Annotated in this window: 25 protein-coding genes and 1 tRNA gene; 20 read left to right on the top strand and 6 right to left on the bottom strand. The window is 50.2% G+C overall.

The window, feature by feature from the left end:
- The first annotated feature begins 54 nt into the window (after nucleotides 1–54).
- Complete coding sequence (locus DY252_RS05035; RefSeq protein ID WP_064787398.1) at nucleotides 55–1,029, top strand: nucleoside recognition domain-containing protein; 975 nt, start codon at nucleotides 55–57, stop codon at nucleotides 1,027–1,029.
- A gap of 10 nt (nucleotides 1,030–1,039) precedes the next feature.
- On the opposite strand, the gene DY252_RS05030 is transcribed toward DY252_RS05035, so the two are convergent.
- Nucleotides 1,040–2,233: an alpha/beta fold hydrolase gene (locus tag DY252_RS05030; protein ID WP_231959612.1), complete on the bottom strand. Its 1,194-nt coding sequence runs from the start codon at nucleotides 2,231–2,233 to the stop codon at nucleotides 1,040–1,042.
- Nucleotides 2,130–2,945, bottom strand: a complete 816-nt coding sequence (locus tag DY252_RS05025; RefSeq protein ID WP_082923329.1) for a hypothetical protein — start codon at nucleotides 2,943–2,945, stop codon at nucleotides 2,130–2,132. The genes DY252_RS05030 and DY252_RS05025 overlap by 104 nt, the downstream gene beginning before the upstream one ends.
- A 341-nt stretch (nucleotides 2,946–3,286) precedes the next feature.
- Between DY252_RS05025 and phaR the strand changes: the two genes are divergently transcribed.
- The 3 genes from phaR to DY252_RS05010 all read left to right on the top strand — a co-directional run bounded on the left by phaR (nucleotide 3,287) and on the right by DY252_RS05010 (nucleotide 5,116).
- Complete coding sequence (gene phaR, locus DY252_RS05020) at nucleotides 3,287–3,904, top strand: polyhydroxyalkanoate synthesis repressor PhaR (protein WP_008889414.1); 618 nt, start codon at nucleotides 3,287–3,289, stop codon at nucleotides 3,902–3,904.
- Between the two features lie 290 nt (nucleotides 3,905–4,194).
- Nucleotides 4,195–4,539 carry a hypothetical protein gene (locus DY252_RS05015; RefSeq protein WP_064787400.1) on the top strand — a complete coding sequence of 115 codons (345 nt, stop codon included), beginning with the start codon at nucleotides 4,195–4,197 and terminating at the stop codon, nucleotides 4,537–4,539.
- A 181-nt stretch (nucleotides 4,540–4,720) separates the two neighbouring features.
- Nucleotides 4,721–5,116 (top strand): helix-turn-helix domain-containing protein, encoded by a 396-nt coding sequence (locus DY252_RS05010; RefSeq protein ID WP_008889412.1) that lies wholly within the window; start codon nucleotides 4,721–4,723, stop codon nucleotides 5,114–5,116.
- Between the two features lie 147 nt (nucleotides 5,117–5,263).
- Here the strand turns inward: DY252_RS05010 and proB are convergent, their stop codons facing one another.
- From proB to rplU, 4 genes are all read right to left on the bottom strand, one after another.
- Entirely contained in the window at nucleotides 5,264–6,388 is a 1,125-nt protein-coding gene (proB, locus tag DY252_RS05005) for a glutamate 5-kinase (RefSeq protein ID WP_008889411.1), read from the bottom strand.
- Entirely contained in the window at nucleotides 6,385–7,422 is a 1,038-nt protein-coding gene (obgE, locus tag DY252_RS05000) for a GTPase ObgE (protein WP_064787401.1), read from the bottom strand. The genes proB and obgE overlap by 4 nt, the downstream gene beginning before the upstream one ends.
- A gap of 167 nt (nucleotides 7,423–7,589) precedes the next feature.
- Nucleotides 7,590–7,850, bottom strand: a complete 261-nt coding sequence (rpmA, locus tag DY252_RS04995; protein ID WP_008889409.1) for a 50S ribosomal protein L27 — start codon at nucleotides 7,848–7,850, stop codon at nucleotides 7,590–7,592.
- A gap of 35 nt (nucleotides 7,851–7,885) precedes the next feature.
- The gene (gene rplU, locus DY252_RS04990; protein ID WP_008889408.1) at nucleotides 7,886–8,197 is read right to left on the bottom strand and encodes a 50S ribosomal protein L21; all 312 of its coding nucleotides are present in this window, start codon (nucleotides 8,195–8,197) and stop codon (nucleotides 7,886–7,888) included.
- Between the two features lie 315 nt (nucleotides 8,198–8,512).
- Here rplU and DY252_RS04985 point away from each other — a divergent pair.
- The 16 genes from DY252_RS04985 (at nucleotide 8,513) to DY252_RS04915 (ending at nucleotide 26,690) form a co-directional block, all read left to right on the top strand.
- Nucleotides 8,513–8,602, top strand: a tRNA-Ser gene (locus tag DY252_RS04985).
- Nucleotides 8,603–8,892: 290 nt separating this feature from the next.
- Nucleotides 8,893–9,030: a hypothetical protein gene (locus DY252_RS22110; protein WP_156518935.1), complete on the top strand. Its 138-nt coding sequence runs from the start codon at nucleotides 8,893–8,895 to the stop codon at nucleotides 9,028–9,030.
- Between the two features lie 56 nt (nucleotides 9,031–9,086).
- Nucleotides 9,087–10,844: an ABC transporter ATP-binding protein gene (locus DY252_RS04980; RefSeq protein ID WP_064787403.1), complete on the top strand. Its 1,758-nt coding sequence runs from the start codon at nucleotides 9,087–9,089 to the stop codon at nucleotides 10,842–10,844.
- Between the two features lie 81 nt (nucleotides 10,845–10,925).
- Nucleotides 10,926–12,026, top strand: coding sequence for an N-acetylneuraminate synthase family protein (locus DY252_RS04975; protein ID WP_082923330.1), 1,101 nt, complete (start codon nucleotides 10,926–10,928; stop codon nucleotides 12,024–12,026).
- Between the two features lie 24 nt (nucleotides 12,027–12,050).
- Nucleotides 12,051–13,049 carry an SDR family NAD(P)-dependent oxidoreductase gene (locus tag DY252_RS04970; protein WP_064787404.1) on the top strand — a complete coding sequence of 333 codons (999 nt, stop codon included), beginning with the start codon at nucleotides 12,051–12,053 and terminating at the stop codon, nucleotides 13,047–13,049.
- A 50-nt stretch (nucleotides 13,050–13,099) separates the two neighbouring features.
- Nucleotides 13,100–13,840: a hypothetical protein gene (locus DY252_RS04965; protein WP_064787405.1), complete on the top strand. Its 741-nt coding sequence runs from the start codon at nucleotides 13,100–13,102 to the stop codon at nucleotides 13,838–13,840.
- On the top strand, nucleotides 13,837–15,900 hold the full coding sequence (locus tag DY252_RS04960) for an aminotransferase class III-fold pyridoxal phosphate-dependent enzyme (RefSeq protein ID WP_082923331.1): 2,064 nt from the start codon (nucleotides 13,837–13,839) through the stop codon (nucleotides 15,898–15,900). Before DY252_RS04965 ends, DY252_RS04960 begins: the two co-directional genes overlap by 4 nt.
- Before the next feature lie 99 nt (nucleotides 15,901–15,999).
- Nucleotides 16,000–16,755: a class I SAM-dependent methyltransferase gene (locus DY252_RS04955; protein ID WP_165374895.1), complete on the top strand. Its 756-nt coding sequence runs from the start codon at nucleotides 16,000–16,002 to the stop codon at nucleotides 16,753–16,755.
- A complete protein-coding gene (locus DY252_RS04950; protein ID WP_064787407.1) occupies nucleotides 16,745–18,178 on the top strand; it encodes a hypothetical protein in 1,434 nt (477 codons plus the stop codon). Before DY252_RS04955 ends, DY252_RS04950 begins: the two co-directional genes overlap by 11 nt.
- Nucleotides 18,179–18,266: 88 nt before the next feature.
- Complete coding sequence (locus DY252_RS04945) at nucleotides 18,267–19,562, top strand: O-antigen ligase family protein (protein WP_165374894.1); 1,296 nt, start codon at nucleotides 18,267–18,269, stop codon at nucleotides 19,560–19,562.
- Nucleotides 19,563–19,929: 367 nt separating this feature from the next.
- Entirely contained in the window at nucleotides 19,930–20,154 is a 225-nt protein-coding gene (locus tag DY252_RS04940) for a hypothetical protein (RefSeq protein ID WP_064787409.1), read from the top strand.
- Nucleotides 20,155–20,286: 132 nt separating this feature from the next.
- Complete coding sequence (locus DY252_RS04935; RefSeq protein ID WP_064787410.1) at nucleotides 20,287–21,435, top strand: glycosyltransferase; 1,149 nt, start codon at nucleotides 20,287–20,289, stop codon at nucleotides 21,433–21,435.
- Nucleotides 21,436–21,438: 3 nt separating this feature from the next.
- Nucleotides 21,439–23,310 carry an asparagine synthase (glutamine-hydrolyzing) gene (asnB, locus tag DY252_RS04930; RefSeq protein ID WP_064787411.1) on the top strand — a complete coding sequence of 624 codons (1,872 nt, stop codon included), beginning with the start codon at nucleotides 21,439–21,441 and terminating at the stop codon, nucleotides 23,308–23,310.
- Nucleotides 23,311–23,395: 85 nt separating this feature from the next.
- Complete coding sequence (locus DY252_RS04925; protein ID WP_064787412.1) at nucleotides 23,396–24,388, top strand: class I SAM-dependent methyltransferase; 993 nt, start codon at nucleotides 23,396–23,398, stop codon at nucleotides 24,386–24,388.
- A 6-nt stretch (nucleotides 24,389–24,394) separates the two neighbouring features.
- Complete coding sequence (locus DY252_RS04920; protein ID WP_064787413.1) at nucleotides 24,395–25,549, top strand: glycosyltransferase family 4 protein; 1,155 nt, start codon at nucleotides 24,395–24,397, stop codon at nucleotides 25,547–25,549.
- A gap of 1 nt (nucleotide 25,550) precedes the next feature.
- On the top strand, nucleotides 25,551–26,690 hold the full coding sequence (locus DY252_RS04915; RefSeq protein WP_064787414.1) for an N-acetyl sugar amidotransferase: 1,140 nt from the start codon (nucleotides 25,551–25,553) through the stop codon (nucleotides 26,688–26,690).
- The last annotated feature ends 2 nt before the right edge of the window (nucleotides 26,691–26,692 follow it).

Raw genomic sequence — 26,692 nt, 5'->3', positions numbered from 1 at the left:
ACCGACGATCTAAACACGCTCGACACCCTCGACACCTAATCGGATTGCCGCCCCATGCATCGCTATGCCTTTGACCTGATCAACCGCAGCCAGAAACTGTTCATCACCCTGATCAAGGTGATGTTGCCCGTGATGGTAATTGTCCGCATTGCCGAGGAATTCGGCGCGGTTGAACTGGTTTCCAACTGGCTGGCGCCGGTCATGGCGCTGATTGGGCTGCCGCCGGAGGCCGGGTTGATCTGGGCGACATGTGTGTTGGTCAGCATGTATGGCGCAGTCGGGGCCTTTATCGGGCTGGCAGCACACCTTGATATGACCGCGGCACAACTTAGTGCGCTGTGTGCGATGATGCTGTTTGCCCACGGCCTGCCGGTGGAACAGGCTATTGTCAAACGGGCCGGGGCGAGTTTTTGGGCAACCACCGCCCTTCGCGTGGGTGCCGCGATCGGATATGCCGCATTGGTGACTTGGCTGAGCGATTTGACCGGATGGCTGTCCGAGCCGGTTGATTTTTCCTGGATGGTCGGCAGTGAAGCTGCGACCGCCGCTACCAGCGGGCTGGCCGCGTGGATGGATTGGTCCATTCAGGTGGTCAAATCGCTTGTGGTGACCTTTGGCGTGATTGTCGGCTTGTTGATCCTGCTGGATATCCTGGAGAAAACCGGAATCACGGCGCGCATCACACAGGCCATGATGCCGGTCCTGCGGATTTCGGGCATTTCGCGTGATGTGGCACCAGTGACCACCATCGGTGTGTTACTCGGCATTACCTATGGCGGGGCGCTGATCATTGATGAGGCGCGCAAGAACAATTACCCCAAACGCACCCTTTTCCTGTCGCTCAGCTGGTTGTCGCTGTCACATTCCCTCATTGAGGATACGGCGATCATGCTCGCACTTGGTGCGGATATCTGGGTGGTGCTGGTGGGGCGGGTCATCCTGACCCTGATCATCATCGCCCTTCTGGCGCGCCTGACCCTGCGCTGGGCGCCGGAGCGCGCCCAACTTGCCACCGAAAGTGCGGAGTAACGCGGGTGCACTAGTTCTTTTTCGCCAGCCAGTCGACCAGCGGTTTCCACGTCGATTTTTCCGCGCGCGATCCGACCATCATGCCGATGTGGCCGGCGGATGGATGAAGTTCGTTGCGGAGATCTTCGGGGCAGGCATCAAACAGCGCCTGCGCGCTTTCGGGTGGGACGATGCGGTCATTTTCCGGGATCACGGCCAACACAGGGCAGGACAAGTCCGCCGGATTGATATCAATGCCGTCAATCTGCCACTGGCCCTTGGCCGGGCGGTTTTCGACATACCAGCCAATCAGGCAATCGACCGCGACCCGTCGCGGCAAGGGCACGCCGTCATTGAGCCAGTCTTCAAGGGCGACAAAATCCTGTGCTTTGGTTGAATCCATTGCCATGGCCTGAAAACGCCGGAATTTTTCACCCATCATGAAGGGATCGAGGCTGGCAAACAGGCTTTGCAGCACGTCCACGGGCAAAGTGTCATGGATTGCCAGCATTTGCGGCAGCGAGGGCGCAAAGGCCGCAGCAATGCGTGACTGGGTCGGACCGGCGGCCATGAAGTCCCAAGGGGTTGCCAGCAGGACAAGCTTTGAGACCTGTGCCGGATCGAGAAGTGTCGCCGCAAGGGCAACAACCCCGCCCATGCAATAGCCCACCACCGGCACCGGCCCGCCATTTATATCGGCGACATCCTGAAGGATGGTGACCAGACGGCCGGCAACATAATCATCAAGGCCAAAGTTGGCTTCATCCATGCCGGGATAGCCCCATTCGACCAGAAGCGGACGATAGCCGCATTTGGCGAGATAGCGCGCAAAGCTTCGCTTCTCATTGAGGTCAAGGATATAGCCGCGATTGACCAGCGACGGCACAAGCAGGACGACTTCGCCGGTTTTTGCCGCCTTGTTGTCAGAAGTCGCGCCATAATCATATACCCGTGTCGATCCCTCTTCCCAGACGGTCGGGATATCTTTGCGGTCCTGATCACGCGGGCGGCGATAGGGATGGCGTTGATAGGCGCGCACCCCGTCATGGAACCCAGCGTGGCGATCAAAGGCGACCCGATCAAGCGCCTGGGCGACATCATCGGGGTGATAGGCCTCAAGCTCAGCCAGAAGACTTTCCGCCTGATCCTTCAGTTCCGGCTTCCAGGGCAGCAATTGTTTCAGAAAGATCGGCAATGCGGCGCGCGAGCTGAGCCAGCTCGTCATCTCGACTGCCAGATGCATCGGAAGCGGTCTTGGCCCCGCCCGCCTCTGATTTTCGCGTTTTGGCGGAAGCGGCTTTTGTTTTGGCGGACTGATCATTCTTCCCCTGCCCCTTTGCAGCATTTTTTGCAGCACGTTTGGTTTTGGAAGTCTTGTTGGCTTCATCTGCGGCGGATGTTTGTGCGCTGTCTTTATCGGATGTCTGTCCATCCGCATCACCGGCAGCATTACCGGCAGCATCCGGTTCGGCTTTTGCCGTGTCTGGTTTGGGCGTCATCCCGGCCATACCGGCCATCGCCGACATATCTGGCGCAAACGGCATGCCTGCGAACGGCGATGCGGGCAGTTCGCGTGCGGCCTTGGCCATCTGATCCATCATCGCCTGCAACGGGTTGGCGGCTGCCATGGCATCGCCCATCGGGTTGTTGATTGGATTTCCGGGCCCGGCGGCCGGATGTTGGCCCATCGCCATTTGACCGATCAACTTGCCCCAGGCTTCAAAGCCTTCGCCCATGCGAGTGGTATCGGCACCAAGGGATGCATAGAGACGTCCGATGGCACTGGCGGCATGGGCGCCATCAGCCGTTGCGGCGACCTGTTGGCGCCAGAGTTCAAGAAACTGCCGGGCAAGTTGGTCAAGCCGTTCGTCATCGGCGTCTGATGACGAAGCCCCTGTGGTTTGTGATTGGTCGGGGTCGTTCGTAGCCTTGGCCATCGGCGATACCCTTATTGTTCCCAGTATTGTTCCCAGATGCGACGCATATCTGTTGGCGACCACTATAGGAGGTTGAGGGGCGCGGGAAAACGAATTCCCGTGCTGTGGCGCAACAAACGGTATCCAAAGTTGTTTTTCGCACTGCACTTCGCGTTGAATACTGGACACATTGGAAAATTCGCGGCACTCTCACAGTCTTCTGAGCGAATGCAAAATCGAAAATGCTGCGCAACATCGTAAACGCAACAATGTGAATTGCCGGGGCGCAAAGCAGGTGGAACGACACCACCAGAAGGTTCGCCAGACATACGTCCGGGAAACAGGGAAGCAGGAAAGACGCCATGACCAACAAGAAATCAGATGATCAGGACCGCATCGTTATCAAGAAATATGCGAACCGCCGCCTCTATAACACGGCGACCAGTTCCTATGTGACGCTTGATCACCTTTCGCAGATGGTCAAAGACAATACCGACTTTGTTGTCTATGACGCGAAATCGGGTGAAGACATCACCCGTCCGGTCCTTACCCAGATTATTGTCGAGGAAGAAAACAAGGGGCAGAACCTTCTGCCGATCAGCTTCCTGCGCCAATTGATCGGTTTTTATGGCGACAGCCTTCAGGGGCTGGTGCCGAGCTACCTTGAACAGGCAATGCGCGCCTTTGGCCATAATCAGGAACAGATGCGCGAATATATGCAGGGCACCATGCAGGGCATGTTCCCGTTTGGCCAGTTCGAGGAAATGAACAAACAGAACATCGCGCTGTTTGAACAGACGATGAAGATGTTCTCGCCCTTCATGCAGGATGAAAATGGTGAGCCGACCGGCGAAGGCCCGAAAAAGCCAACAGCACCCGGTGCTGCGAAATCAGATGCGTCATTGGATGAGCTGAAAAGCCAGCTTGAAGCCATGCAGGCGCAGCTTAACAACCTTGCCGGTGGCAAGTCCGGCAAATAAGGCCCCCGGCCCGCATCCCGGGCACTGAGATCAAAAAGGCGAAGCTGCCATAGCGCACTTCGCCTTTTTTCATGCCCGCATCAGATGTTTGGCCGGGCGGCAAACAATGCCCCGCCGAACGCCCAAGCCGTCCGGCACCAATCCTGCATAAATTTTTCGTTAACACTTTCAGAACGCCCGGCACCGCCGAAAGGCGGCAATTTTTGCCGGGTGATTGCCATGACCACAGACCAAAACCCACGGAGTCCCGAAATACACAGGCAACAATGACCCAATAAACCGAAAAACACATGACCGCGATCACACCGATTTCCATGCTCCCGGCCCGCAGGACCGAAACTGCGAGCAGTGGAACCGATGGTCCTGCCGGGATCGGGATCGAGCAACTGACGCAATTTTCACCTGTTGAAAAAATTGCGCAGGGTGGTGGCGCGTGGCTGCAACCCCATGATCTTGTGGGCAGTGCAGCATTCTGGACCCAGCTTCTGGGTCAGATCCTACCTCAGGAAAACCTTTTGCAACCGCCGGTCATTCAGTCTGCGCATGCCAGCTATGCGCTTCATCACAAACCAGACAGCGTAGAAACGAACGTCTTTTTTTTCGCCTTCTGCACTAGACAAAGACAGCTCGATTGACCTATATAGCTAGCTTCTGGCGGAAAGCTGTAATGATTATCTGACCAATGTTCAGGTACAGGTCATCAAAATCGCAGTGCCTGAAAGGTGCCGCGATGGGTGTGACATATCGGGAAAAACAACGAACCCGACAGCATCCGAAGTGGGGAATAATAACTGGCGGTTGATAACGGATTATAACATGACTGAGAACACACAAACCGAAGAACCGAAACGCGCAAACCGCGCCACAGACACTGACCGTTATGTTGGTCAGCGCATCCGCGAACGTCGCATCATGCTGGGCCTTTCCCAGCAGCAGATGGCGGACCTGATTGGCGTTACCTATCAGCAGGCTCACAAATACGAGCGCGGCATTAACCGCATCTCTGCTGGTCGTCTTTACGAAATCTCTCAGGTGCTGGGCGTTCCGGTAAGCTATTTCTATGAAGGCCTGGAAGGCAATCAGGAAACCGAGCTCAATGCGCGTCAGCGTATGTGCCTTGAACTTGCACGTAACTTTGCAAGCATCAAGCACGAGAAGCATCAGGAAGCACTGAGCCAGATGGCCCGTGCCCTTGCCGATCAGGCTGCCTAAGTCCGCATATCCGGACCATAGTGCCACCGCAAAAAAGGCTGTCCTCTGTATTCCGGAGGCCAGCCTTTTTTATGATTGGTTCGCAGACGCAAAAAAAGGGACACGAACGTCCCCTTTGGGTCTGCTGAAATTGTGCAGCGCTTGCGCCTAGCCCTCGACCAGCACCAGATCATCGGAATGAATGATGGCGTTACCGCGGGTAAAACCAAGGGTGGCTTCGATATCAGCCGATGCATGGCCCATCAGAAGCCGGGTTTCTTCCGCGCCATAAGATGTGATGCCGCGCGCGATCTGCGCCCCGTCAGGCCCCAGCACCCGCACAGCATCCCCATGCTTGAACCGGCCATCAACGCCGGTTATTCCGGCCGCCAGAAGGTTCTTGCCCGCCGCCAGAGCCTTTGCCGCACCGGCATCGACAATGATGGCTCCTGACGCCTTGAGCGAGGTCGCAATCCAGTGACGACGTGCCGCCAAAGGACTTTCGCTCGGCAGGAAGACGGTATTGGGTGCGCCTTCAAGCTGGGCTTTGAGCGGATGATAGATGGTGCCGCGCGCAATGATCATGCGGCACCCGGCCTTCATGGCGATTTCGGCGGCCTGAAGTTTGGTCACCATCCCGCCGGAGCTATACATGGTCGGCGCAACACCGGCCATATCGAAAATCTCGGGCGTCAGTTCGCGGACTTCAGGGATCAGTTCGGCATCCGGGTTCTTGCGCGGATCGGCGGTATAAAGACCATCGATGTCCGAAAGCAGAACCAGCGTATCGGCCGAAATCATGTGCGCGACCTTGGCCCCCAAGCGATCATTGTCGCCAAAGCGGATTTCCTCGGTCGCAACGGTATCGTTTTCATTGATCAGCGGAATGGCGCCACGGCCAAGCAGGGCATTCAGCGTCCCGCGGGCATTCAGGTAGCGACGACGGCCTTCCATGTCCTCAAGTGTGACCAGCACCTGTGCCATGGTCAGGCCATTGCGGCCAAGGGCCTCTTGCCAGACTTGTGACAGGCTGATTTGCCCGGTGGCGGCGGCGGCCTGTTTGTCGGCCAGACTGATCGTGCGGTGATCAAGGCCGAGCAACCGACGACCAAGGGCGATCGCACCACTGGAGACCACAATCACCTCGACCCCGCGTTCGCGCAGAAGGGCGATATCATCGGCCAATGCTTCAAGCCAGGCACGACGCAGCTTGCCGGTATTTTCATCCACCAGCAGGGCCGAGCCCACCTTGATGATCAGGCGCTTCGCATCCGCCAGGGCATTGCTTGTCACGGCTGGAAGCCCTCTTCTTCGCGGCCTTCCCTCGCACGGCGTTCACGCTCCCCATCAATATAGGCGCGGATTTCGCGATGGATTTCCTTCAAGCCCTGCTGGGTCACGCCGGACACGACATAGACCTTTTTGCCGATACCCTTTTCAAGGATCTGGCGCTGCTCCTCGACCATTTCGGGCAGGAGCTGATCGGCCTTGGACAGAACAACGATTTCGGGCTTTTCGACCAGTTCCTCGGCGTAGCCTTCAAGTTCTTCACGCACCGTCTTATAGGTCGCGACCGGATCTTCTTCGCCGCAGTCGATCAGATGGACCAGAACTTCGCAGCGTTCGATATGACCAAGGAAGCGCGTGCCGATGCCCTTGCCTTCGGATGCGCCTTCGATCAGGCCGGGAATATCGGCCAGAACAAATTCATGATCATCGACATTCACCACACCCAACTGCGGATGCAGGGTGGTGAAGGGATAATCGGCAATTTTCGGGCGCGCATGCGAGGATGCGGCAAGGAAGGTCGACTTGCCAGCATTCGGCAGACCAACAAGACCGGCATCGGCGATCAGCTTCAGGCGCAGCCAGACCCACATTTCCTCTGCCGGCCAGCCTTCTTCGGCACGACGCGGTGCCTGGTTGGTCGAGGATTTGAAATGCGTGTTACCACGGCCGCCATCGCCACCGCGGCAGAGCATGTAGGTCTGACCGGGTTCGATCATATCAACAATCAGGGTTTCGCGGTCTTCGGCAAGGACTTGCGTTCCGACCGGGACTTTGATGGTGATGGATTTGCCCGAACGGCCAGTACGCTGTCGGCCCATGCCATGCATGCCGACTTCGGCCTTGAAGTGCTGCTGATAACGGAAATCGATCAGGGTGTTCAGGTTCTCGACCGCCTCGAGGATGATGTCGCCACCCCGACCGCCATCGCCGCCGTCCGGCCCGCCATACTCGATATATTTTTCACGGCGGAAGCTGACCGAACCGGCACCGCCACGGCCACTGCGCACATAAATCTTGGCTTCATCGAGAAACTTCATAACCGGTCCTTCGGGCGCACCCGTTTATCACTTTATATTGGCTCCCCGGTGCGCGAGGCACGCGCAGCGACGGGGTCCGAAATTCTATATCACATAAAACAAGGGAGGAATGATTGCTCATTCCTCCCTCGAAAATCTTGCTACGTATCGCGCAGCCGACGGGAGGCTTACGCCTCGGCCGGAACGACGGTTACGTAGGTACGACCCTTGAAGCCCGACTTGAACTGGACAGAACCGTTCACAGTCGCAAACAGGGTGTGGTCTTTGGCGAGGCCAACATTGTCACCGGCATGGAACTTGGTGCCACGCTGACGAACGAGAATGTTGCCTGCAACAACTGCCTGACCACCGAATTTTTTAACGCCGAGACGGCGACCTTCGGAGTCACGACCGTTGCGCGAACTACCACCAGCTTTCTTATGAGCCATGAAACTCTCCTAAAACTGCATCTCAACCTGATAAATCAGGCTTTGATGTCCTTGATGCGCAGAACAGTCAGGTTCTGGCGATGACCATTTTTGCGACGGTAGTTATGCCGGCGCTTTTTCTTGAAAACGATCACCTTGTCGCCCTTGGCCTGTTCGAGAACTTCTGCAGTTACAGAAGCACCTTTGACCAACGGAGCACCAACCTTCGGCGCACCGTCGCCAGCAACCATGAGAACTTCTTCAAGTTTCACGGTATCACCGGCCTGGGCAGCGATCTTTTCGACTTTGATAACGTCGTTGGCAGCAACTTTATACTGTTTGCCGCCAGTTTTGATGATTGCGTACATCTAAAAGTTCCTGAAAAACATTCTGGAAACACAAACGCGCAGCTCGGTGCCGCTGCTAACAGATACCGAACCGCTGCGAAGAACGGGTGAATTACCGCTTTTGCCCCCAAGAGTCAACCACAGAGTGACCTTTTACGCCGCCCGGGACCGCATGGCAAAGCCGCAGATTTGCAAGAACCTGCACGCCTTCCAAACCGGGGCAAACAGCGCGGCCCAAAAGCCCAGGCAAAAGAGTCCATGAAATTTGAGATTTCCCTCTTGCAATCTGGCGCTCATCCCGGTAAACACCGCCTCGAACGCCAAGACCACACATGCGGAGAGGTGCCGGAGTGGTCGAACGGGGCGGTCTCGAAAACCGTTGTACTAGCAATAGTACCGTGGGTTCGAATCCCACCCTCTCCGCCATTTTTCAAATGAACCTCTCAAGAACGTAGTTGTTAACCTAGCGCTGAATGCGATTGGATAAAGAAAATCGTGTGCATTCCTATTGCGCCGCAGCCGCCTTCACATCAAATCCAATTTCCTCTATTTTCGTCTCGACAATGTCTTTCTGCGGAAAACAACGCAGTCCCAAGCACTCTATGCGGCCAGCAAGAAATCGCATAAACTGACGGCGCACACATACAGCCACATGCGCGACCTCCTGACCACCGGCCTACGCATTTACTAAGCACACCTGCTGGGAACCTCCCGACATGGCGCTACTTACATTCACCACTGCGACTACCGCCGATACCCCGATCAAGGTCCTCAACCATCGCAAGCACCGTCGCGATTTCACCTATGATCTTAAATGTCTTTTTGATATTGGTAAGACTAATTTGTGTGTTTGACCCAAGTTTTTAGACCTTGAAAATTTAGCTTCAATAGAAGATTTTACGGAAAAACTTTGCCCCAATTACTTGCATCTTTGTGGAAATTTATACCTGCTGGTCGTAAAAAACAATTGGCTTGGCTCATGGCATTGATGCTCTTAGGGACTGTTTCTGAAGTGGTCTCGCTGGGTATGGTTTTGCCATTTTTAGGAGCTCTAACGGCCCCAGACGAAGTCTTTTCCCATGCCTTGATGCAACCGCTTATAAACTTGCTTGACCTAAATTCTTCTGCGGAACTTGTTTTGCCACTGAGTATTTTGTTTGCTTTGGCTGCCATAATATCAGGCTTAATCAGGCTAGCCTTGCTGTGGGTGCAAACCCATCTAGGGAACGCTATAGGTAACGACCTAGGATCGGCCGCTTACCGAAAAACGCTCTATCAACCATACGCCGTCCATTCTGCGAGAAACAGCAGCCAAATAATTGCGGTATTGATGACGAAGATTAATACTGTTGTGTATTTTGTTATTATACCTTTTCTAACCCTGATCTCAGCATCCATTATAGTTGCTACGGTTGTCGGGTTCATGTTTTTCGTTGACCCCCAAATGACCACGGTTGCGTTGCTTAGTTTCGGATTGATCTATTTTGCTGTTGCTTATTTCACCAAGAAACATCTGGCATCTAACAGTCAGCTAGTCACGCTGAGGCAAAACGAAGTGGCCCAGGTTGTCCAGGAGGGGCTAGGAGGGATTCGGGATGTAATTATTGACGGCCTTCAGGAAACGTACTTTCGAATATATCGGCGAGTCGATTGGCAAATGCGCAGAGCGTTGTCTATAATTGCCATTCTGGGCGGGGCTCCGCGACCGGTGATCGAGGCCTTTGGTATGGTTCTGATCGCGATACTTGCCTATATTCTGACCCAGCGTGAAGAAGGTTTAGCAGCTGCCCTGCCTGTGCTCGGGACGTTGGCCTTGGCGGCTCAGAGGTTATTGCCGCTAGTTCAGCAGGGATATGCAAGCTGGGCATCCATGGCGGGCGGCAAGGCTTCCCTGGTCGATGTGTTGGAACTCCTAGAACAGGAAGCGCCGCCTCCCTCAGCACAGATACGTCATGAGCCTTTACTGTTTAATGACCGAATTCAGGTGAGCGACCTGACCTTCAGTTATCATCCACAGGAAGGCAAACCGGTCTTGCAAAAACTTGACCTGACCATCGAGCGCGGGGCTAGGGTAGGTTTTATTGGAGAAACGGGAAGCGGGAAAAGTACCCTACTGGATCTCATCATGGGCCTACTTTTCGCGAGTTCCGGGGAGATAAGCATAGACAACACGGCACTCGATCTGAAGACCCAAAGGTCGTGGCAGGCGCGAATCGCTCACGTTCCGCAAAGTATTTTTCTAACGGATGGTTCGATTGCAGAAAACATCGCATTTGGTGTGCGCAAAGAACATATTGACTGGACCAGGCTGAAGGTAGCAGCCGAGAAGGCCCAGATTTCCGGGGCAATTGAGGCATTAAACGACGGATATGATACATTTGTTGGGGAGCGCGGAATCCGCCTTTCCGGCGGTCAAAGACAAAGAATCGGCATTGCCCGGGCGCTTTACAAGAAAGCGGATGTTCTAGTACTGGACGAGGCGACTAGTGCGTTGGATGTGGAAACCGAGGCAGCAGTAATGAAATCGTTTGAAGACATGGATGAAACACTGACTATATTGATGGTGGCGCATCGTGTAAGCACATTGAAGAATTGCGACTACATTGTCGAGTTAAAATCCGGAAGAGTAAGTAGAGTGGGCAATTTCCAAGAAATAATCGGTGGTTAGTTTTCGCTTGATCAAGAAATCTTACCAATTGCTGGCAACCTACGCACCGAGAATGAATGCGCGTGCAAATGAATTTGGGGAATGAATGACGTGAATACTCAACCGAATTCCGTTATCCATATAGACGGCAAAAGGATTAGTCTCGATGATCCTGTATATTTTATTGCCGAGATAGGATCCAATTTTGATCAGGACTTGGAGCGAGCTAAAGATCTCATTTATCTCGCTAAGGATGCTGGCGCTGATGCGGTCAAATTTCAGCACTACACCGCAGGAGCCTTGGTTAGCGACGAGGGTTTCAAACAGCTCGGGGGGCAACAGTCGCATCAATCTGCGTGGAAAAAATCGGTTTTTGACACCTATGACGATGCGTCATTAAATCGCGACTGGACCGCTGCACTAAAAAATGCTTGCGACGAGGCTGGTGTGAGCTTTTTTACCAGTCCTTACTCATTCGAGTTGGTGGATTATGTCGACGAGTTCGTTCCTGCTTACAAGGTTGGTTCGGGTGATATTACCTGGGTTGAAATTATCGAGCGCATGGCAGGAAAGAAAAAACCCGTATTGGTGGCGACCGGTGCTTCTGATATGAAGGACGTTAAACGCGCAACTGATGCTTTGCTTAAGATAAATCGTGATGTGGTTCTGCTCCAGTGCAACACCAATTATACCGCAGATCATAAAAATTACTCGAGCCTGCAGTTGAATGTCCTAAAAGAGTTTTCCTCGATGTATCCTGGGATAGTACTTGGGCTGAGCGATCATATGCCGGGGCATGTTGCCGTCTTGGGTGCGGTCGCCTTGGGTGCGAGAGTGATCGAAAAGCATTTTACAGATTCTACGGAGAGAGAGGGCCCCGACCACGGATTTGCGATGACCCCGGAGTCATGGCGGGAAATGGTGGACCGGACTAGGGAACTGGAAATGTCGCTCGGGAACGGGGTCAAAAAAATCGAAGACAACGAGAGAGATACCGTGGTTTTGCAACGCCGTTGTATCCGCGTCAACCGTGACATCGATCAAGGTAAGGTATTGTCCAGAGATGACCTATCCATGTTGAGACCGTGTCCGACTGATGGCATCCCACCCCACGATGTCGACAAGGTAGTTGGAAAAAAATTGCTCAAAAGTATCGTTTCCGGTTCGCATGTAACGCTGAACGATATCAGCTCATCAGAATGAAATTCAACTTGGTTTACTTATAACATGACTACAAAGAAACGTATTTTGGTTACAGGAGCCTGCGGCTCTGTCGGTTCCGCTCTGGTCGAACGACTGCTAGAGAATGGCGACACGGTATGTGCTTTTGATCAGAGTGAAAATGGTCTGTTCAGACTGGATCAGGAGTTCAGCGACTACAGCTCCCAATTGAGGCTTTTTCTCGGCGATATTCGTGACAAGGAGCGCTTGCAACTGGCAATGGAGGGAGTTGATGTTGTCTACCATTGCGCGGCACTAAAGCATGTCTACCTGTCCGAATACAACCCGTTTGAAGCAATGCAAACCAATATAGTTGGCACGCATAATGTAATCCAAGCCTCGGTCGCAACAGAAGTCAGCCGGGTAGTCTTGACGAGCAGCGATAAATCAGTCAACCCCACCAGTACGATGGGGGCCTCAAAATTACTCGGTGAGCGCCTTTTTACCTCGGCAAATAATTTTTCGGGCAAACACAAAACTAGGTTCGCAAGTGTACGTTTCGGAAACGTGCTAGATTCAAACGGGTCTGTCTTGCAGATTTTCAGACGACAGATTGAGAAAGGCTTGCCCCTAACGATCACAGCAACCGGCATGACGCGCTTTTTCCTTTCGATGTCGCAGGCTGTTGACTTGTGTATCGAAGCGTCGGAACGCATGGTGGGGGGCGAGATTTTCGTAAAGAACATGGGTAGCTGCGATATTATGAGCCTTGCTAGGGCTGTTTCGGGTAAGACCGCATTTGATTTTACCGAGATAGGGAGCAAGCCGGGCGAAAAGCTGTTCGAAGAGCTTGTTACCGAGAGTGAGGCTCCGCGGACGGCCATTGATGGACATTTATACATCGTATTGTCCGACTTGCTCGACATGCTTTCCGATGAACTGAAAGAAGAATATTCCGTTTATGATTCTATGCCGAAATTGTCGGCTCCGTTACGCTCCGATGAACAGCTTTTATCCGATAAGGAGGTGGTCGAAATGCTAGAGACCGCCGATTTGCTTAGGTAAGCGGTTTTCATTTCGTCCAAGGTTAAAATGGCTTTGAGGAGCATAGTTAAATGAACGCGCACTTCCAGTCTCTCGACAAATCTTACCGTGATGTCGGGGATATGACTTGGGCTACTGAGGATTTCGTTGAAGAGAAGCTCGAGATTTCCAGAAGTTTGTTCGTCGATCAGAGTCTTGCTGACGGTGACCCAAGACCGAAACAACTGGAGGTATATGCATTGGTTTCCGGTTTGTCGTTCGAACCGAATTTCATGCAAAACCTTGTTGAAGCCAGGGACGAAGTGGATGAGATTATTGGTGACGCCCTGACCTACTGGGTCAAACCCGAAAATCTCGGAGTTGAATATTGCGTGTTCAAATGGCCGACCGATGATTGGGACGATAATAATCTGCCTATAGTCAAAGATGCGACTGCAAATATTTCCGCGCCTGCCTTCGAGTTTACGATTAAGGGCATCCAGATAAATCCCGATGGGTGTGTTGTGGCCAAAGGCTTCGATCAACCTTCGAGTATTTTCAAGGTTCGAGAGGAGTTGAAGAAGAATATTTCATTCCTTCCCAAGCGACAGTCTGGGTGGGCGCATGTTCCCTTGGGTCGCATCCTCGAGCCTATCGGGGTGAATAAATTTGCGCGCTTGCGTGAAAAAATGAAGGAAATGTCGAATCGAGAGATCGCGCAGACAAGGATTGACGTCATGCGCCTTGTCCATGAAACCCGCTGGTACATGGAGGAGAAGACCGTGATCAAGGAAATATCGCTAGATTCCCATGTCGGTGGTGCTACGCGATGAGCAACCAGCAACGCGTTATTGCAGTGATACAGGCCAGAATGAGTTCAAGCCGGCTTCCCGGAAAATCGATGAAGGATGTGGGCGGAATCCCTATGCTCGGGAGGCTGATCAACCAAGTTCGAGGCGCCCATTCTCTGGATGGGTTCATCATCGCAACCAGTACCGGACCTGAAGATGATGAGATCGAGAATTACTGTAATTTCAATGATTTACTCGTTGTTCGCGGCTCGCGCGATAACGTGCTGAGCAGATATGTACTGGCAGCGGAAGTCACTGACGCCGATGTCATAGTCCGACTCACCGGGGACTGCCCGCTGCATTCGCCTGATACCATAGACGAAGTGGTGAACGCGTATCTTGGCGCCGGGGTGGACTATGCCTGTAACACCAACCCCTACACTAGACCTGACGGACAGGATGTCGAAGTGTTTTCCCGCCAAGTTTTACGGCAGGCCTTGGAGAATGCCGAATTCGAGAGCGATCGCGAGCATGTTACCCCGTGGATACGCCGGTCTTCTGAACTCAGACGGCTGGATTTTTTTCATGCACCACCTCACCTGCGGTCAGCAAGATGGTCGGTTGATCATCCTGATGACCTTGAGTTCGTGCGTTCTGTTTGGTCAGTCCTAGACCATGGCGGTCCGGGCCCTTTCGATTTTGAGGAAATTATGTCTGCTGTAAAAGAAAGTAATGCCCCGCAGGGAAAATCAATTATTAACGAAGGTTTTTACCTGTCGCTTTTAAACGAAGCCACCGCCGAAGCGGCTGCGCCCTTGGACCTCGATGAAAGCTTCCGTTGGCTGGAACGCAGTGACCAAGTTATACCTGGTGGCGCACAGACCTACTCGAAAAGCTGGCGGCATCATATTCGCGGCGTGACACCAATCTTCTTAAGATCGGGGAAAGGTGCCATGGTAAAAGATGTGGACGGCAACGAATATGTCGACCTAATCCAAGGTTTGCTGCCCAATATACTTGGGTATGCCGATGATGATGTCAATGAAGCGGCAGCTAAACAGGCGCAAAGCGGCCATAGTTTTTCACTGGCCCATCCGATAGAAGTCGAGCTTGCCGAGCGACTTTGCCGGATCATTCCTTGCGCAGACATGGTCAGGTTCGGTAAGAATGGCTCTGATGCAACTGCTGGTGCGGTACGGATAGCTCGTGCGTATACTGGCCGAGAGCATGTCGCAGTATGCGGATATCATGGATGGCAGGACTGGTTTATCGGCACCACCTCGAGGAATGCGGGCGTTCCCAAGGGAGTGCAAGAACTTGCTCATACCTTTCCCTATGGTGATGCCCAGGCACTGGACGCGCTTCTTTCAAGCAGAAAAGATCAATTTGCTGCCGTCATTATGGAGCCGGTTAACTTTAACTGGCCAGAGGCCTCATATCTTGAGAGCATAAAGCAGATTGCCCATAAACATGGCGCATTGCTGATCTTTGATGAAATCTGTTCGGGCTTTCATTTCGGATTGGGTGGTGCTCAAAAAATATTTGGCGTCACCCCAGATCTCGCCACTTTTGGTAAGGCGATGGGCAATGGCTGGCCCATTAGCTGCGTGGTTGGACGCAGAGACGTTATGAAGGTATTTGAGGATGCCTTCATGAGTTTCACCTTTGCCGGCGATGTTTCAGCTATGGCAGCTTCCATGAAAGTTCTGGACATACTTGAATCCGGTGATGCTTATGCGCGTATGACGGCCGCAGGCACCAAGTTATTCGATGGCGCCAAGGTGATGGCTGATCGCTTGGGACTTGGGGAGCGTTTCCAGATTAAGGGACACCCGCACTGGTCGACATTTTCTTTCGTCGATGAGAACGGCAAGGATGACGCGGCTGCGAGAGCATTGTGGTTGCAGGAACTGACGCGAAGAGGTGTATTGGTCCTGACCACGTTTAACATTTCTTCTGCGCTCGATGAAAACACAGTAACCAAGGTCCTCTCCGGTTTCGCGCATGCATTTAAACGGGTTGCGCTTGCCCAGGAACAAGGTATCTCACCTGCCGAATGGGTTGATGGTCCATTGCCTATTCCAGCATTTAGGGCTCGGTGAAGAATTAGTGCACATTAGTGTTATTGTTCTCCAATAGTCGCTAATTTTTCTAACTTTTACGAAGTTTCTATTCTCAATTCTTACGGTCAAGGTGCTAACTTGAACTTGAATGACCCCAGATCTACTGGCTACAGCAAAAACTATCATGATCGGCAATTGCAAACCCCTTATCAAAGCACTATCGATTTTGTTGATTGGCTGGAACAGATAGGAGTGATCGGGGATGCGGAGAAAAGAATCTGCGACATTGGCTGTGGAAAGGGTGCAAATCTACATTATTTGTCAAAGCGCTTCCCTAGTCACACGTTCACAGGTGTCGATATTGATGAGCAACTTATTTCGGAGGGACGAAAACTCCTAGGTGACCACAATTTAACAAATTGCAAGCTTGTTACCGGAGATATTCATGATCTAAAATCACAGTTTAAACAAAATGAATTTGATGGAGTGATTAGCTTTCAAACCTTATCGTGGCTCCCAGGATATGAAGCAGCGATTGATTCGATTTCGTTGATTTCCCCGTCCTGGATTGCGATTACTTCCTTATTCTACGACGGGCCGGTTGAAACCCGAACTGTCATTGAGCAGTTTGATTCTTCCGACAAGATTGAAGCAAATCTTTTTTATAACACCTATTCCCTCCCAAAATTCAAAAAGTATCTCTTTAAAAAAGGCTATACCCAATTTAAATCGATGCGATTTGAAATTCCATTTGATTTACCTCGGAATAGTGATGGCCGTATGCAAACATATACTGAAAAAACCGTAGATGGAAGAAGACTTCAAGTCTCTGGACCTTTGCTTATGAATTGGCATTTCATATTTGCAGCAAAGGAAAATTTTGATGTCTACTAGCCCAAGCATTCCCTTTACAGTGTGTACTATTGGCTGGGAACCATGGTTCATCGACTATTTACTTGGACCTGTTACCGAGAAAACAGGTATCCGGTTTGTTAATGGAATTGTTGGGGATTCGACGCGCATTGATCGCGCGAAGAACAAATATCCAGAATACGAGTTTTTTGCGCTCTCCAAATCAAAGGCAGAAAGCTTGCCTTCGGCTGATTTAAAATTTTTAAGTCAATTTGAGCATCCTGACGTCCCCACGATAAAAAGCATGATTCAAGGAGACAGAGTTCTCCGACACCGGCCTATCGATCAGTCATTGGGGTATGCAACTTTGCTAGCAAAGAATTTGCAAAAATTTTTTGATAAATATCAACCGGATTTAGTGCTTGGTTCATACGATAGTTTACATGCCGGTTTAGGGTTCGCCGTGGCAAAGTCACACCGGATCCCGTGGGTAGCGATGGCTTTTACGGTTATTCCAGATAATCTAACTGGATTTTGCAACGCTCTTACCCCTGACAACCTAGTGCCGTTAGAAAGGGAAGAAGATGAAAAGCTAAAAGACCTCGCTCAGGAACTGATGAACAGCGTTAGAAAGAAAAGGCAATCGGTTTTAGCATATAAACCGCCCGGATCTGTCTTACAGTGGGTCAAGCAATATAGCATAAATATTTCGAATTTTTTTCGACGACAAATTGCTTCTAGTGATCTCGGTATAGACCTATACACATTTAATACCTCTTTTGAAAGAGCGCGAGATATTGTTCGGAGATTTAAAAATAGAGCGCTATTACCGACCAAAAAACTATTGATGGAGCCCCCTCAAGGGAGATACATCTACTTTCCACTCCACATGTCGCCGGAATCAATGCTCGACACTTGGGCACCTTTCTACCAAGACCAACTTGCATTTATCGCGACATTATCTTTGTCGGTCCCTGTTGATGTGAGTTTGGTCGTCAAACTGCATTTTAGCGACCCGGATAATTATACAAGAACCCAACTTTGCTCATTAATGAGGAGGCCAAATCTTTTTATTGCCCATCCAAATGCCTCTGGTCACGAATTCTTGATTAATTCTGATTTGGTTGTTGGCATCCAAGGCACCTCTAGTCTTGAGGCAGCTTTGCTTGGGAAGCCCGTTTTGCTTTTTGGTGATTCTCCTTATCAGCACTTTCCACAAACCGAACGAGCTAAAACTCCAGACAAGCTGCACGCTCAAATTTTGGCCATGCTCTCAAAAGATGCTTCTTCTGATGAAGAGATTTTAAAAGCCTATACCAAGTATTTATCCCGATATCAGCCAGGACGTATTAATGATTGGTCGCGGGAAATTAGTGCTGAAGATGCTGAAAGATATGCAAACTGCTTTCAGTTGTTGAAAAACCATATCTTGAGCTCAGGCGTTCGAGATACTTGGTATGAATAAAACAAAATTTAACTAGGATCGAAGTGAACTTTAGTCGGTTTTTCACATGATAATCTCACTTCGGGCATCTGCAACTGAGCGTGTATTCATGGTCCTCACCCTGCTTTATGCTGGGGTGATGCCGTGTCTTCCCGTGCCTCATTCCAATGAAGTTGCAATGCTGTATCCATGGTGGGGCAAGCCCATTGGCATAGGGAATGTCTATCTACATGAAATCGTTTTCCTTGCGTGGATCGCTCTTTACGGGCGAAATTTCCTAGTGCGGGTTCTGTTGAACCCTGGATTTCCGGCTAGGAAAACGGCTATTCTCTTGGTGGTCTTGGCTATTTGGTGCGGATTGGTATCGCTGACTGCGCCGCTGTTCATGCTTGATATTGGCCGCACCTTGAGGCTGCTTGTGAATTGTCTGATGCTGTTCGCCGTGGTGAGATGGACAGTCCAGTCGAACAATTTACCAATAGTGACTCTTATCTTCGGCTCCCTGATTGGGACCATGATCAATGTTTACCTGTCGCTAAGCTATCCGCTCGTAGTTCATGAAATGTTTCGCATGTCGGGTCAAAACACACCAGGTGTGATGATGGGGATTGCGGTCCATTTAACGGCATGGCTGTTTCTACACGCAGACAGATTTTCGCATCGTATGTTCGCCCTGATCGCCGCAGTGTTTTTTTCGGTTACTTGTGCATTCAGTTATTCGCGTATCGGCTGGTTCGCCCTCGGAACGGGATTGATTGTCTGGGCGTATGCACTATTGTTCGCCACCTCGTTAAATCTTCCCCATATACGTTCGCTGCGAAAGTTTAGGCTTTACCTGGTTCCGGCGATTGTTTTTTTGCTCGCTATAGCGACGGTTTCTCCAGTTACTCAAAGCGGACTGGAGAAGCTGTACAGCCTGATCGAGTTGAAAATTTCCCAACAGGGTAGCAGCAATTCTGTTCGCTGGGCTTATGTGGTCGGGAGCTCCGAAATACTGCAGGAAAATCCTTTCGGGGTCGGGTATTCAGGGTTTTATGATGCGATGCGGGGAACCGAGATTTACCGCAGTGGGAAAGCGGCTGACGAAGAGTCGATTGAGGACGCCAATCCTCACGCGACCTTCTTGTGGTATGCGACCGCTGGTGGTGTGCCTGGTCTTTTCTTGAATGTCATTCTGTTCATTATGTTCATGAATAATATCAAATCGGGTTTGAGGTCGGCCTTCTCCAAACCTGGCCGGGTATTTTTTATACTGTTGGCCCCGGTTTATTTGCTGATTGCTTCCTCCGTACCTTATTTATTCAATTCGCTTGTGCTGGTCGTGCCGACTGCCTTCGCATTGGGGTGGGGCTTGAGAGCGCGCGCCCAGTCTCAATCCCCCCCTCCTGCCCTTGCCTTAAAGTAAATCCGGAGAAATGTTCGATCATTTTGCCGTCCAATGTATATTTGTTAATTCTGCTTCAGGGATAACGGTGTGTTACGATTTTAAAGAGTCGACAATTGTGAGAAGCTATTCAAACTCAATACAAAAAAAATTATCTGTCCCCATGCTTCAGGCTAACGTGGTGCCGGTATTTGAAAGTCACCGCAGCGATAATGTCACCCGCCCTCCCCTATTAATCGGACCGTGCAGATAGGAACCCATTGGCTGCCGAGCAGTTGTCTAAAAGTACCCCTCGAATTAGTCTAAACTTAGGGTTATCAATTTACAGCTTAAATTATAATTCTATAATGTATAGATTTTTGAAGTTAATAGTCAGATTAACTGTGACGTGAAAGCGAATCTCAACGGCATAGATAAATTACCGCTCGAAAATGGAGCCTTTGAGCTATTTTGTGCATTTGATTTGCTGGAACTCCTAGAAAACTTTCACCTGATGAACGAAAAAATGTACCTTCTGGCTGATAATCACTTGCTGGCATCATTGCATGATAGCGCGCCCGAAATATTGTTCGGTCCTTGTAAGAAAAAGGCCACAACAGCGAAAAGGTCTTAATCGAGGAGTGCTTTCAACATTCTGCAGAATTCCGATGATAGCACCAGTTGATACGTGCCGTTGATGGGTGTACTTTCACGACATAATTCGTTTTACTATTATTTTTCCTTATAAAATTGTTTGAATGACGCAATGAATAAAAACACTCGAACTGCCCAGTTAACTTTCTTTCTCATGGATTTGGATGGTGGCGGAGCAGAGCGTGCCATAATTTCATTAGCTGGAGAGATTGCAAAACGCGATGTGAATGTCGACTTGGTGGTCGGCGATGCTTCCAGCAGATATCGTTCGGAGGTTTCTCCTGATGTGAACTTGATTGACTTCGATACGCGGTCTAAATGGCGTGTGTTTATCAAACTGTTGGATTATCTGAAGACAGGAAGACCATCAGCTATTATGTCCGCTCTGGACTGGGCTAATGTTTTTCTGGTGTTGGCATCGAAAATCGCTTGTTATCGGGGGAGGGTCATTGTCAGTCAGCGCGCCGTGATTGATGCGACCCTCAATGAACTTCGGCCTAGCCGGAGGTTTATCATGAATAGCCTGCTGAAATTTTGTTTTTCTCGTGCAGATAAGGTCGTAAGTAATTCATTTGCAGCGAGTTCAGAAGTGGTTGAACGTTGGAACGTATTGCCTTCAAAGTTGGCTACCATCCAAAACTCAATTGACCTGAAGCGCATTCAGTCGCTGGCAAACGAACCTATAGAAGATTTGAAGGGCGTTGACCCTTCGGTTCCGTTAGTGGTCGCGGTCGGAAGTTTGAGTGAGCGAAAGGATTTCATTACCTTGATTCGTGCTTTTGCGTTAGTTTTAGCACAAAAGGATGTTGAACTCCTCATTTTAGGGGAAGGCCCTCAGCGTTCCATGCTGGAGACTATCGCTCGTAAGTTTGAAGTAGCACATAAAGTGCATTTACCGGGCTTTGATCAAAATCCTTATAAATGGATAAAAATCTCCTCGGTTTTCGTCAGTTCGTCTACAGGTGAGGGCTTCCCCAATGTACTTGCTGAAGCCTTGTCGCTTGGACGACAAATTGTTGCGACCGATTGCCCTGGCGATACTTGCAGGCTTCTGGAAAATGGGAAATGGGGGCGTTTAGTGCCTGTTGGAGATCATTCAGCGATGGCGACAGAAATTATAGCGGCGTTGGATTTTCCATTGAGTAACGTTGGCACTGCACGGGCAGCGGACTTTTCACCATCTAGGAACGCGGATCAATATATTAGAGTTTTAATGCCTACAGAGCGTATGAATAGTGTTTCCACGCAGGAACATAGCTGAGCCATGTGCGGATTGATCGGTATTGCTTCACGCACCAGAGTCGAGAACAGGGATTGGCTGACTAAGGGTCGGGATGCTATGTCGCATCGGGGCCCAGATGATGCTGGTGAATGGTGGTCCAAGGATTTTCGCGTCGGGCTTGGTCACCGAAGGCTCGCCATTATTGACCTGTCTGAAAAAGGGCACCAGCCCATGGTTGATGACGGGAAGCGAATAACAGTCGTTTTTAATGGAGAAATCTACAATTACTCGGAACTGCGCTCAAACTTAATAGCTAAAAACTTTGTTTTTCAATCTCATAGTGATACTGAGGTTTTATTAAACGCATACGCAGCCTGGGGAGAAAATTGTCTTTCTCATATCGAAGGCATGTTTTCTTTTGCGATTTATGATGACAAGGAGAAGAAAATTTTTCTCGCGAGGGATCGAGCCGGCGAGAAGCCCATGTATTATCGCTTGAACGAAGGGGTTCTAGAATTTTCTTCTGAACTAAAAGGATTGCTTGAAAATCCGGATAATCCGCGCCAAGTCGATTTTACGGCCCTTGATTGTTATCTGACCATGGGCTATGTGCCTGGTGAGCACTGCATTCTGAATGGATACAAAAAACTACCCCCATCCCACGCCATGACGTTTCGTCTATCTGATGGTTTGGTAAAGACTTGGGAATACTGGTCAATTCCTGAAATGAGTTCGCGCACCGAAAGGGCGGCTTGCAATAAGGATGAATTACTTGATGAGTTGGAAAGTTTATTAGAGGAATCGGTAAGTCGCCAGATGTGTGCTGATGTGCCGGTCGGGGTTCTCTTGAGCGGCGGACTCGACTCCAGCCTAGTAACGGCTATGGCGGTAAGACATTCTGATAAAATACAGACCTTTAGTGTCGGCTTTCCCGGCTATGGTGATTTGGATGAAACGGCGCATGCGAGATTAATCGCAGACCATTTCGGTACCACTCATCTGGAACTGACCGCGGAAGCCACTACAGCCGACCTAATACCCCGCCTAGCATGCCAATTTGATGAACCTATGGCGGATTCATCAATGATTCCAACATGGCTTGTAACCAATCTAGTTAGACAACATTGCACTGTTGCCCTTGGCGGGGACGGAGGGGATGAACTATTTGGTGGATATCCACAGTATAGCCGTTTGTTATGGATGGAAAAGCGAAGCAGCATGTTTCCGACCTCAATAAGGCAATTGCTTAGCCGGTCTGCAGGAGCGATTCTTCCAACGGGTTTCCGGGGAAAAAATTACATTCAGGCATTCGAGGTGGACCTGAAACGAGACCTTTCAACTCACATTGACGGACTTTTTGATAATTCCACTCGGCGCAAGCTAATGAGTGGATATACCTCATATACTACTGTTGCAGATGAGATATATAGGCAGCGCACACCGCCAACATCGGATTTATTGCAGCGCGCGACACGAATGGACTTCCGGAATTATCTGGCTGAAGATATTTTGGTTAAAGTCGATCGAGCAAGCATGCTTAATTCGTTGGAGGTTAGAGCCCCTTTTTTGGATCGCAAGTTAGTCGAGTTTGCCTTTGCCAAGGTTCCGTCAAATCTGAAGGCTATTGAAAGTGATAAGAAGATTCTGCTGAAGCTATTGGCTGACCGGATACTTCCGCCCCAGTTCCATAAACAGCGCAAGCAAGGGTTTTCAATTCCGCTGGCAAGATGGCTAAAATCTGGGCCCTTCCGAGACTTATTTTGGGAAACTTTGACTGGTAGTAATTGTGTATTTGACCGCTCAACAATAATAAAATTGTTCAAGGGACTTGATAGAGGCTTCAATAATGGTGAACGTCTGTTTGCATTGACCCAATTTGAGCTTTGGCGTCAGCATTACAATATGAAATTGTAATGCTTGAATTGAACGTGGCAAGCTATAAGGCTTTTGTCGCTAAGTATTTTGATGATTTACATAATTTTTAAGCGTGGTTTTGATAATGAAATCTGAACTATTGTTCCGTTTAAGGTGCCCTAAAACAGGCCAAAAGCTTATTTATGAGTCCGACACCGGATATGCCAAAACTGAGACTAAAGATATTGATGATGGCTGGCTGGTCTCAGAAGATGGTAAACATAGATACCTCGTGCATCGCTCCATACCAAGGTTCGTCCCTAAGTCAAATTACGCTGACAATTTTGGCATGCAATGGAATCATTTTGCCAAAACACAGCTTGATAGCTATTCCGGACAACCGATATCTGAAGATAGATTCTGGAATGCAACCGGATGGACTCCGGATGAGATTAAAGGACAGTGGGTACTAGATGTTGGGGCAGGTTCAGGTAGATTCGCGGAAATTGCGCTAAAAGCCGGAGCCATCGTGGTTGCGCTAGACTATTCTAGCGCAGTCGATGCTTGTTACGCAAACTTAAACCACTATCCTAATTTACATGTGGTTCAGGGAGACGTCTACGCATTGCCATTTTCTGGAGAGAGCTTCCGTTATGTTTATTCTCTAGGAGTACTCCAGCACACACCTGATGTTGAAAAAGCTTTCTTTGCTTTACCTCCAATGGTCGAAGACGGCGGATACCTATGCGCTGATTTCTATTGGAACAGGTTCCGAACGCTCATGAACCCAAAGTATTTGTTACGTCCATTTACTAAAAGATTGGATCAGAAATTGCTTTTTGGGTGGCTGGAAAGGAATATTCCAACCTTGCTTCGAATGAGCCAAACTCTTGGACGTATTCCCCTTTTAGGCCGTTTTCTAAAGCGTTTGGTGCCGGTGGTGGACTACACTGGCATTTACGATTTGTCACAAAAGCAATTAGAAGAGTGGGCATTGCTTGATACATTTGACATGCTTGCTCCGGCTTACGATAAACCACAATCGGCACGGACGATTACAAAATGGTTTAAGGAAAAAGGTCTCAAGGATATTGAGGTTTTCCACTGGGGTCACTTGGTCGGAAGAGGAAAAAAATAGCAAAGGATGGCTTTAAAGATCGCGATAAATGCATCTCGAGCCCGCTCAGGAGGAGCTGTTGCGCATCTCGTCGGTATACTTGGTTGCCTGCATCCCGAAGAGTTCGGAATTTCAGAAATCCATGTCTGGAGTTACTCGGGATTGCTCGACCGCTTACCCACGGCTCCTTGGATAATTAAACACTGCGCGGAAGAATTGAATGCCGGCTTGGTCACGCAAATGTGGTGGGAACGGTTCCGTTTGCCCGAAGAAGTACAGAAATTTTCTTGCTCGATCTTGTTGAATGTGGATGCGGGTTCCGTTTGTAGATTCAGCCCTGCGATCACAATGAGTCGTGATATGCTCTCGTACGAGCCCGGCGAGATTCAACGTTACGGGTTTGGTCGAGAGCGATTAAGGATTACTGCACTTCGCTATGTTCAGAATGCAGCGCTGCGTCATGCTGACGGTGCGGTGTTTCTTACACATTATGCGGCGGAGGTAATCCAGAAATCATGCGGCAAACTCAGGAATGTAGCTTACATTCCGCACGGCGTTGGCGCCAATTTTTTTAACAACAGACACAGCGCGGCTTGGCCAGATGCGGCTGAACGCCCCGTTCGTTGCTTGTATGTATCCAACGCTCTTCCCTACAAGCATCAATGGCACGTTATCGATGCGGTCGGGCGCCTGCGCGCCAGGGGATTCAATTTGCAACTTGAGCTTGTCGGCGGTGGAGACGGGGCCGCCCAAGCCCGTCTAGAAAAACAGATCAGCGAAACCGACCCTGAACACACGTTCGTCAAGCAACATGATTTCGTGCCTCAATCTGCGTTGCCGGAGTTCATAGCCGGGGCCGATTTGTTCATATTTGCATCGAGTTGTGAAAATATGCCGAACACATTGCTAGAGGCCATGGCGGCAGGGGTTCCCATAGCCTGCTCGGACAGAGGCCCGATGCCGGAGGTGCTTGAGGATGGCGGCGTATATTTTGATCCAGAGGCCCCTGAGTCGATCGCATCGGCTGTTTCAGCGCTTATTCAAAATCAACGCATACGAGAAAGGGTAGCTGCTCGCAGTAGAGAGCTAGCCCAGAATTACTCTTGGCACCGTTGCGCCAGAGAAACTTTTCGGTTTGTCGCACAAACCGCTGACCAAGTAATAAAGAAGAACATTGTTTGATATGACTGATAATTACCAGATGTGTACCGAAACGGTACTGGATTCCAGTTATCCGGGGCTTACCTTCGATGAGCGGGGCGTTAGCAGCCTAGTAACGGATTTTCATGAAAACGTTAAACCCAAATGGCATACGGGTCCGGAGGGACGAGAACATTTGGAGCGAATGGTGGAACAAATCAAGCAATCCGGCAAAGGGCGTGATTTTGATTGCATCATGGGGCTAAGTGGCGGCGCCGACAGTTCATACATGCTGCACGTCATGGTCACCGAATTTGGTTTGAGACCATTAGTATTTCATGTCGATGGTGGATGGAATTCCGAGTTGGCAGTGAACAACATTAATCAACTGGTAGACAAGCTAGGCGTCGACCTTTTCACAGAGGTCATAGACTGGCAGGAGATGAGAGATTTTCAGCTGGCGATGTTCAAAAGCGGGGTGCCGCACCTTGATATTCCACAGGACATGGCCTTCATAGGCGTTCTTTACAAGTTCGCGAGCAAGCATGGAATCAAGTATATTTTGAACGGTGGTAACATTTCGACAGAATGTGTCCCTAGGCCCTTGAAGTATATTTACTGGGGTACGGACATGGCTCAAATACGCGACATCTTGTCAAGGTTTGGCACAATGCCGATGAAGACGTTTCCCTTCAGCTCTGTTTACTATCACAAGGTATACCTCCCTTACATAAGAAAGATAAAGGTCTTCAAACCTCTTAATTTCATGCCCTACATAAAACAAGAGGCCATGGAAAAAATGACGGAGCATTACGCTTGGAAACCTTATCCTCAGAAACATTTCGAGTCACGTTTTACGCGATTTTTCGAGGGGTACTGGTTACCCAGCCGGTTTGGTTTTGATATGCGCCGGGTCGATCTTTCGAGTCTGATTCTGACGGGACAGAAATCCCGGGAAGAAGCCCTGAGCGAACTAGAGCAGCCTCCATACGATCCCGAGCTTATCAACCAGGATTTTGAATACCTCGCAACAAAGCTGGGAATCAGCTCGGATGAATTTAAGGAATATCACGAGTTGCCTTTGAAATTTTATTGGGATTATAAAAATCAGCAGCGCATATTCGAATGGGGGGAGAAGGTTTTGTCGCGGGTGGCCGGGACCCGGCGTGGTGGAGCATTCTAAAG

Origin of the sequence: Thalassospira indica, from assembly GCF_003403095.1 — a bacterium.
In the GTDB taxonomy this organism is placed as follows: domain Bacteria; phylum Pseudomonadota; class Alphaproteobacteria; order Rhodospirillales; family Thalassospiraceae; genus Thalassospira; species Thalassospira indica.
The sequence above is the reverse complement of the archived record's forward strand: the minus strand, read 5'-3'. Positions and strand labels throughout refer to the sequence as shown.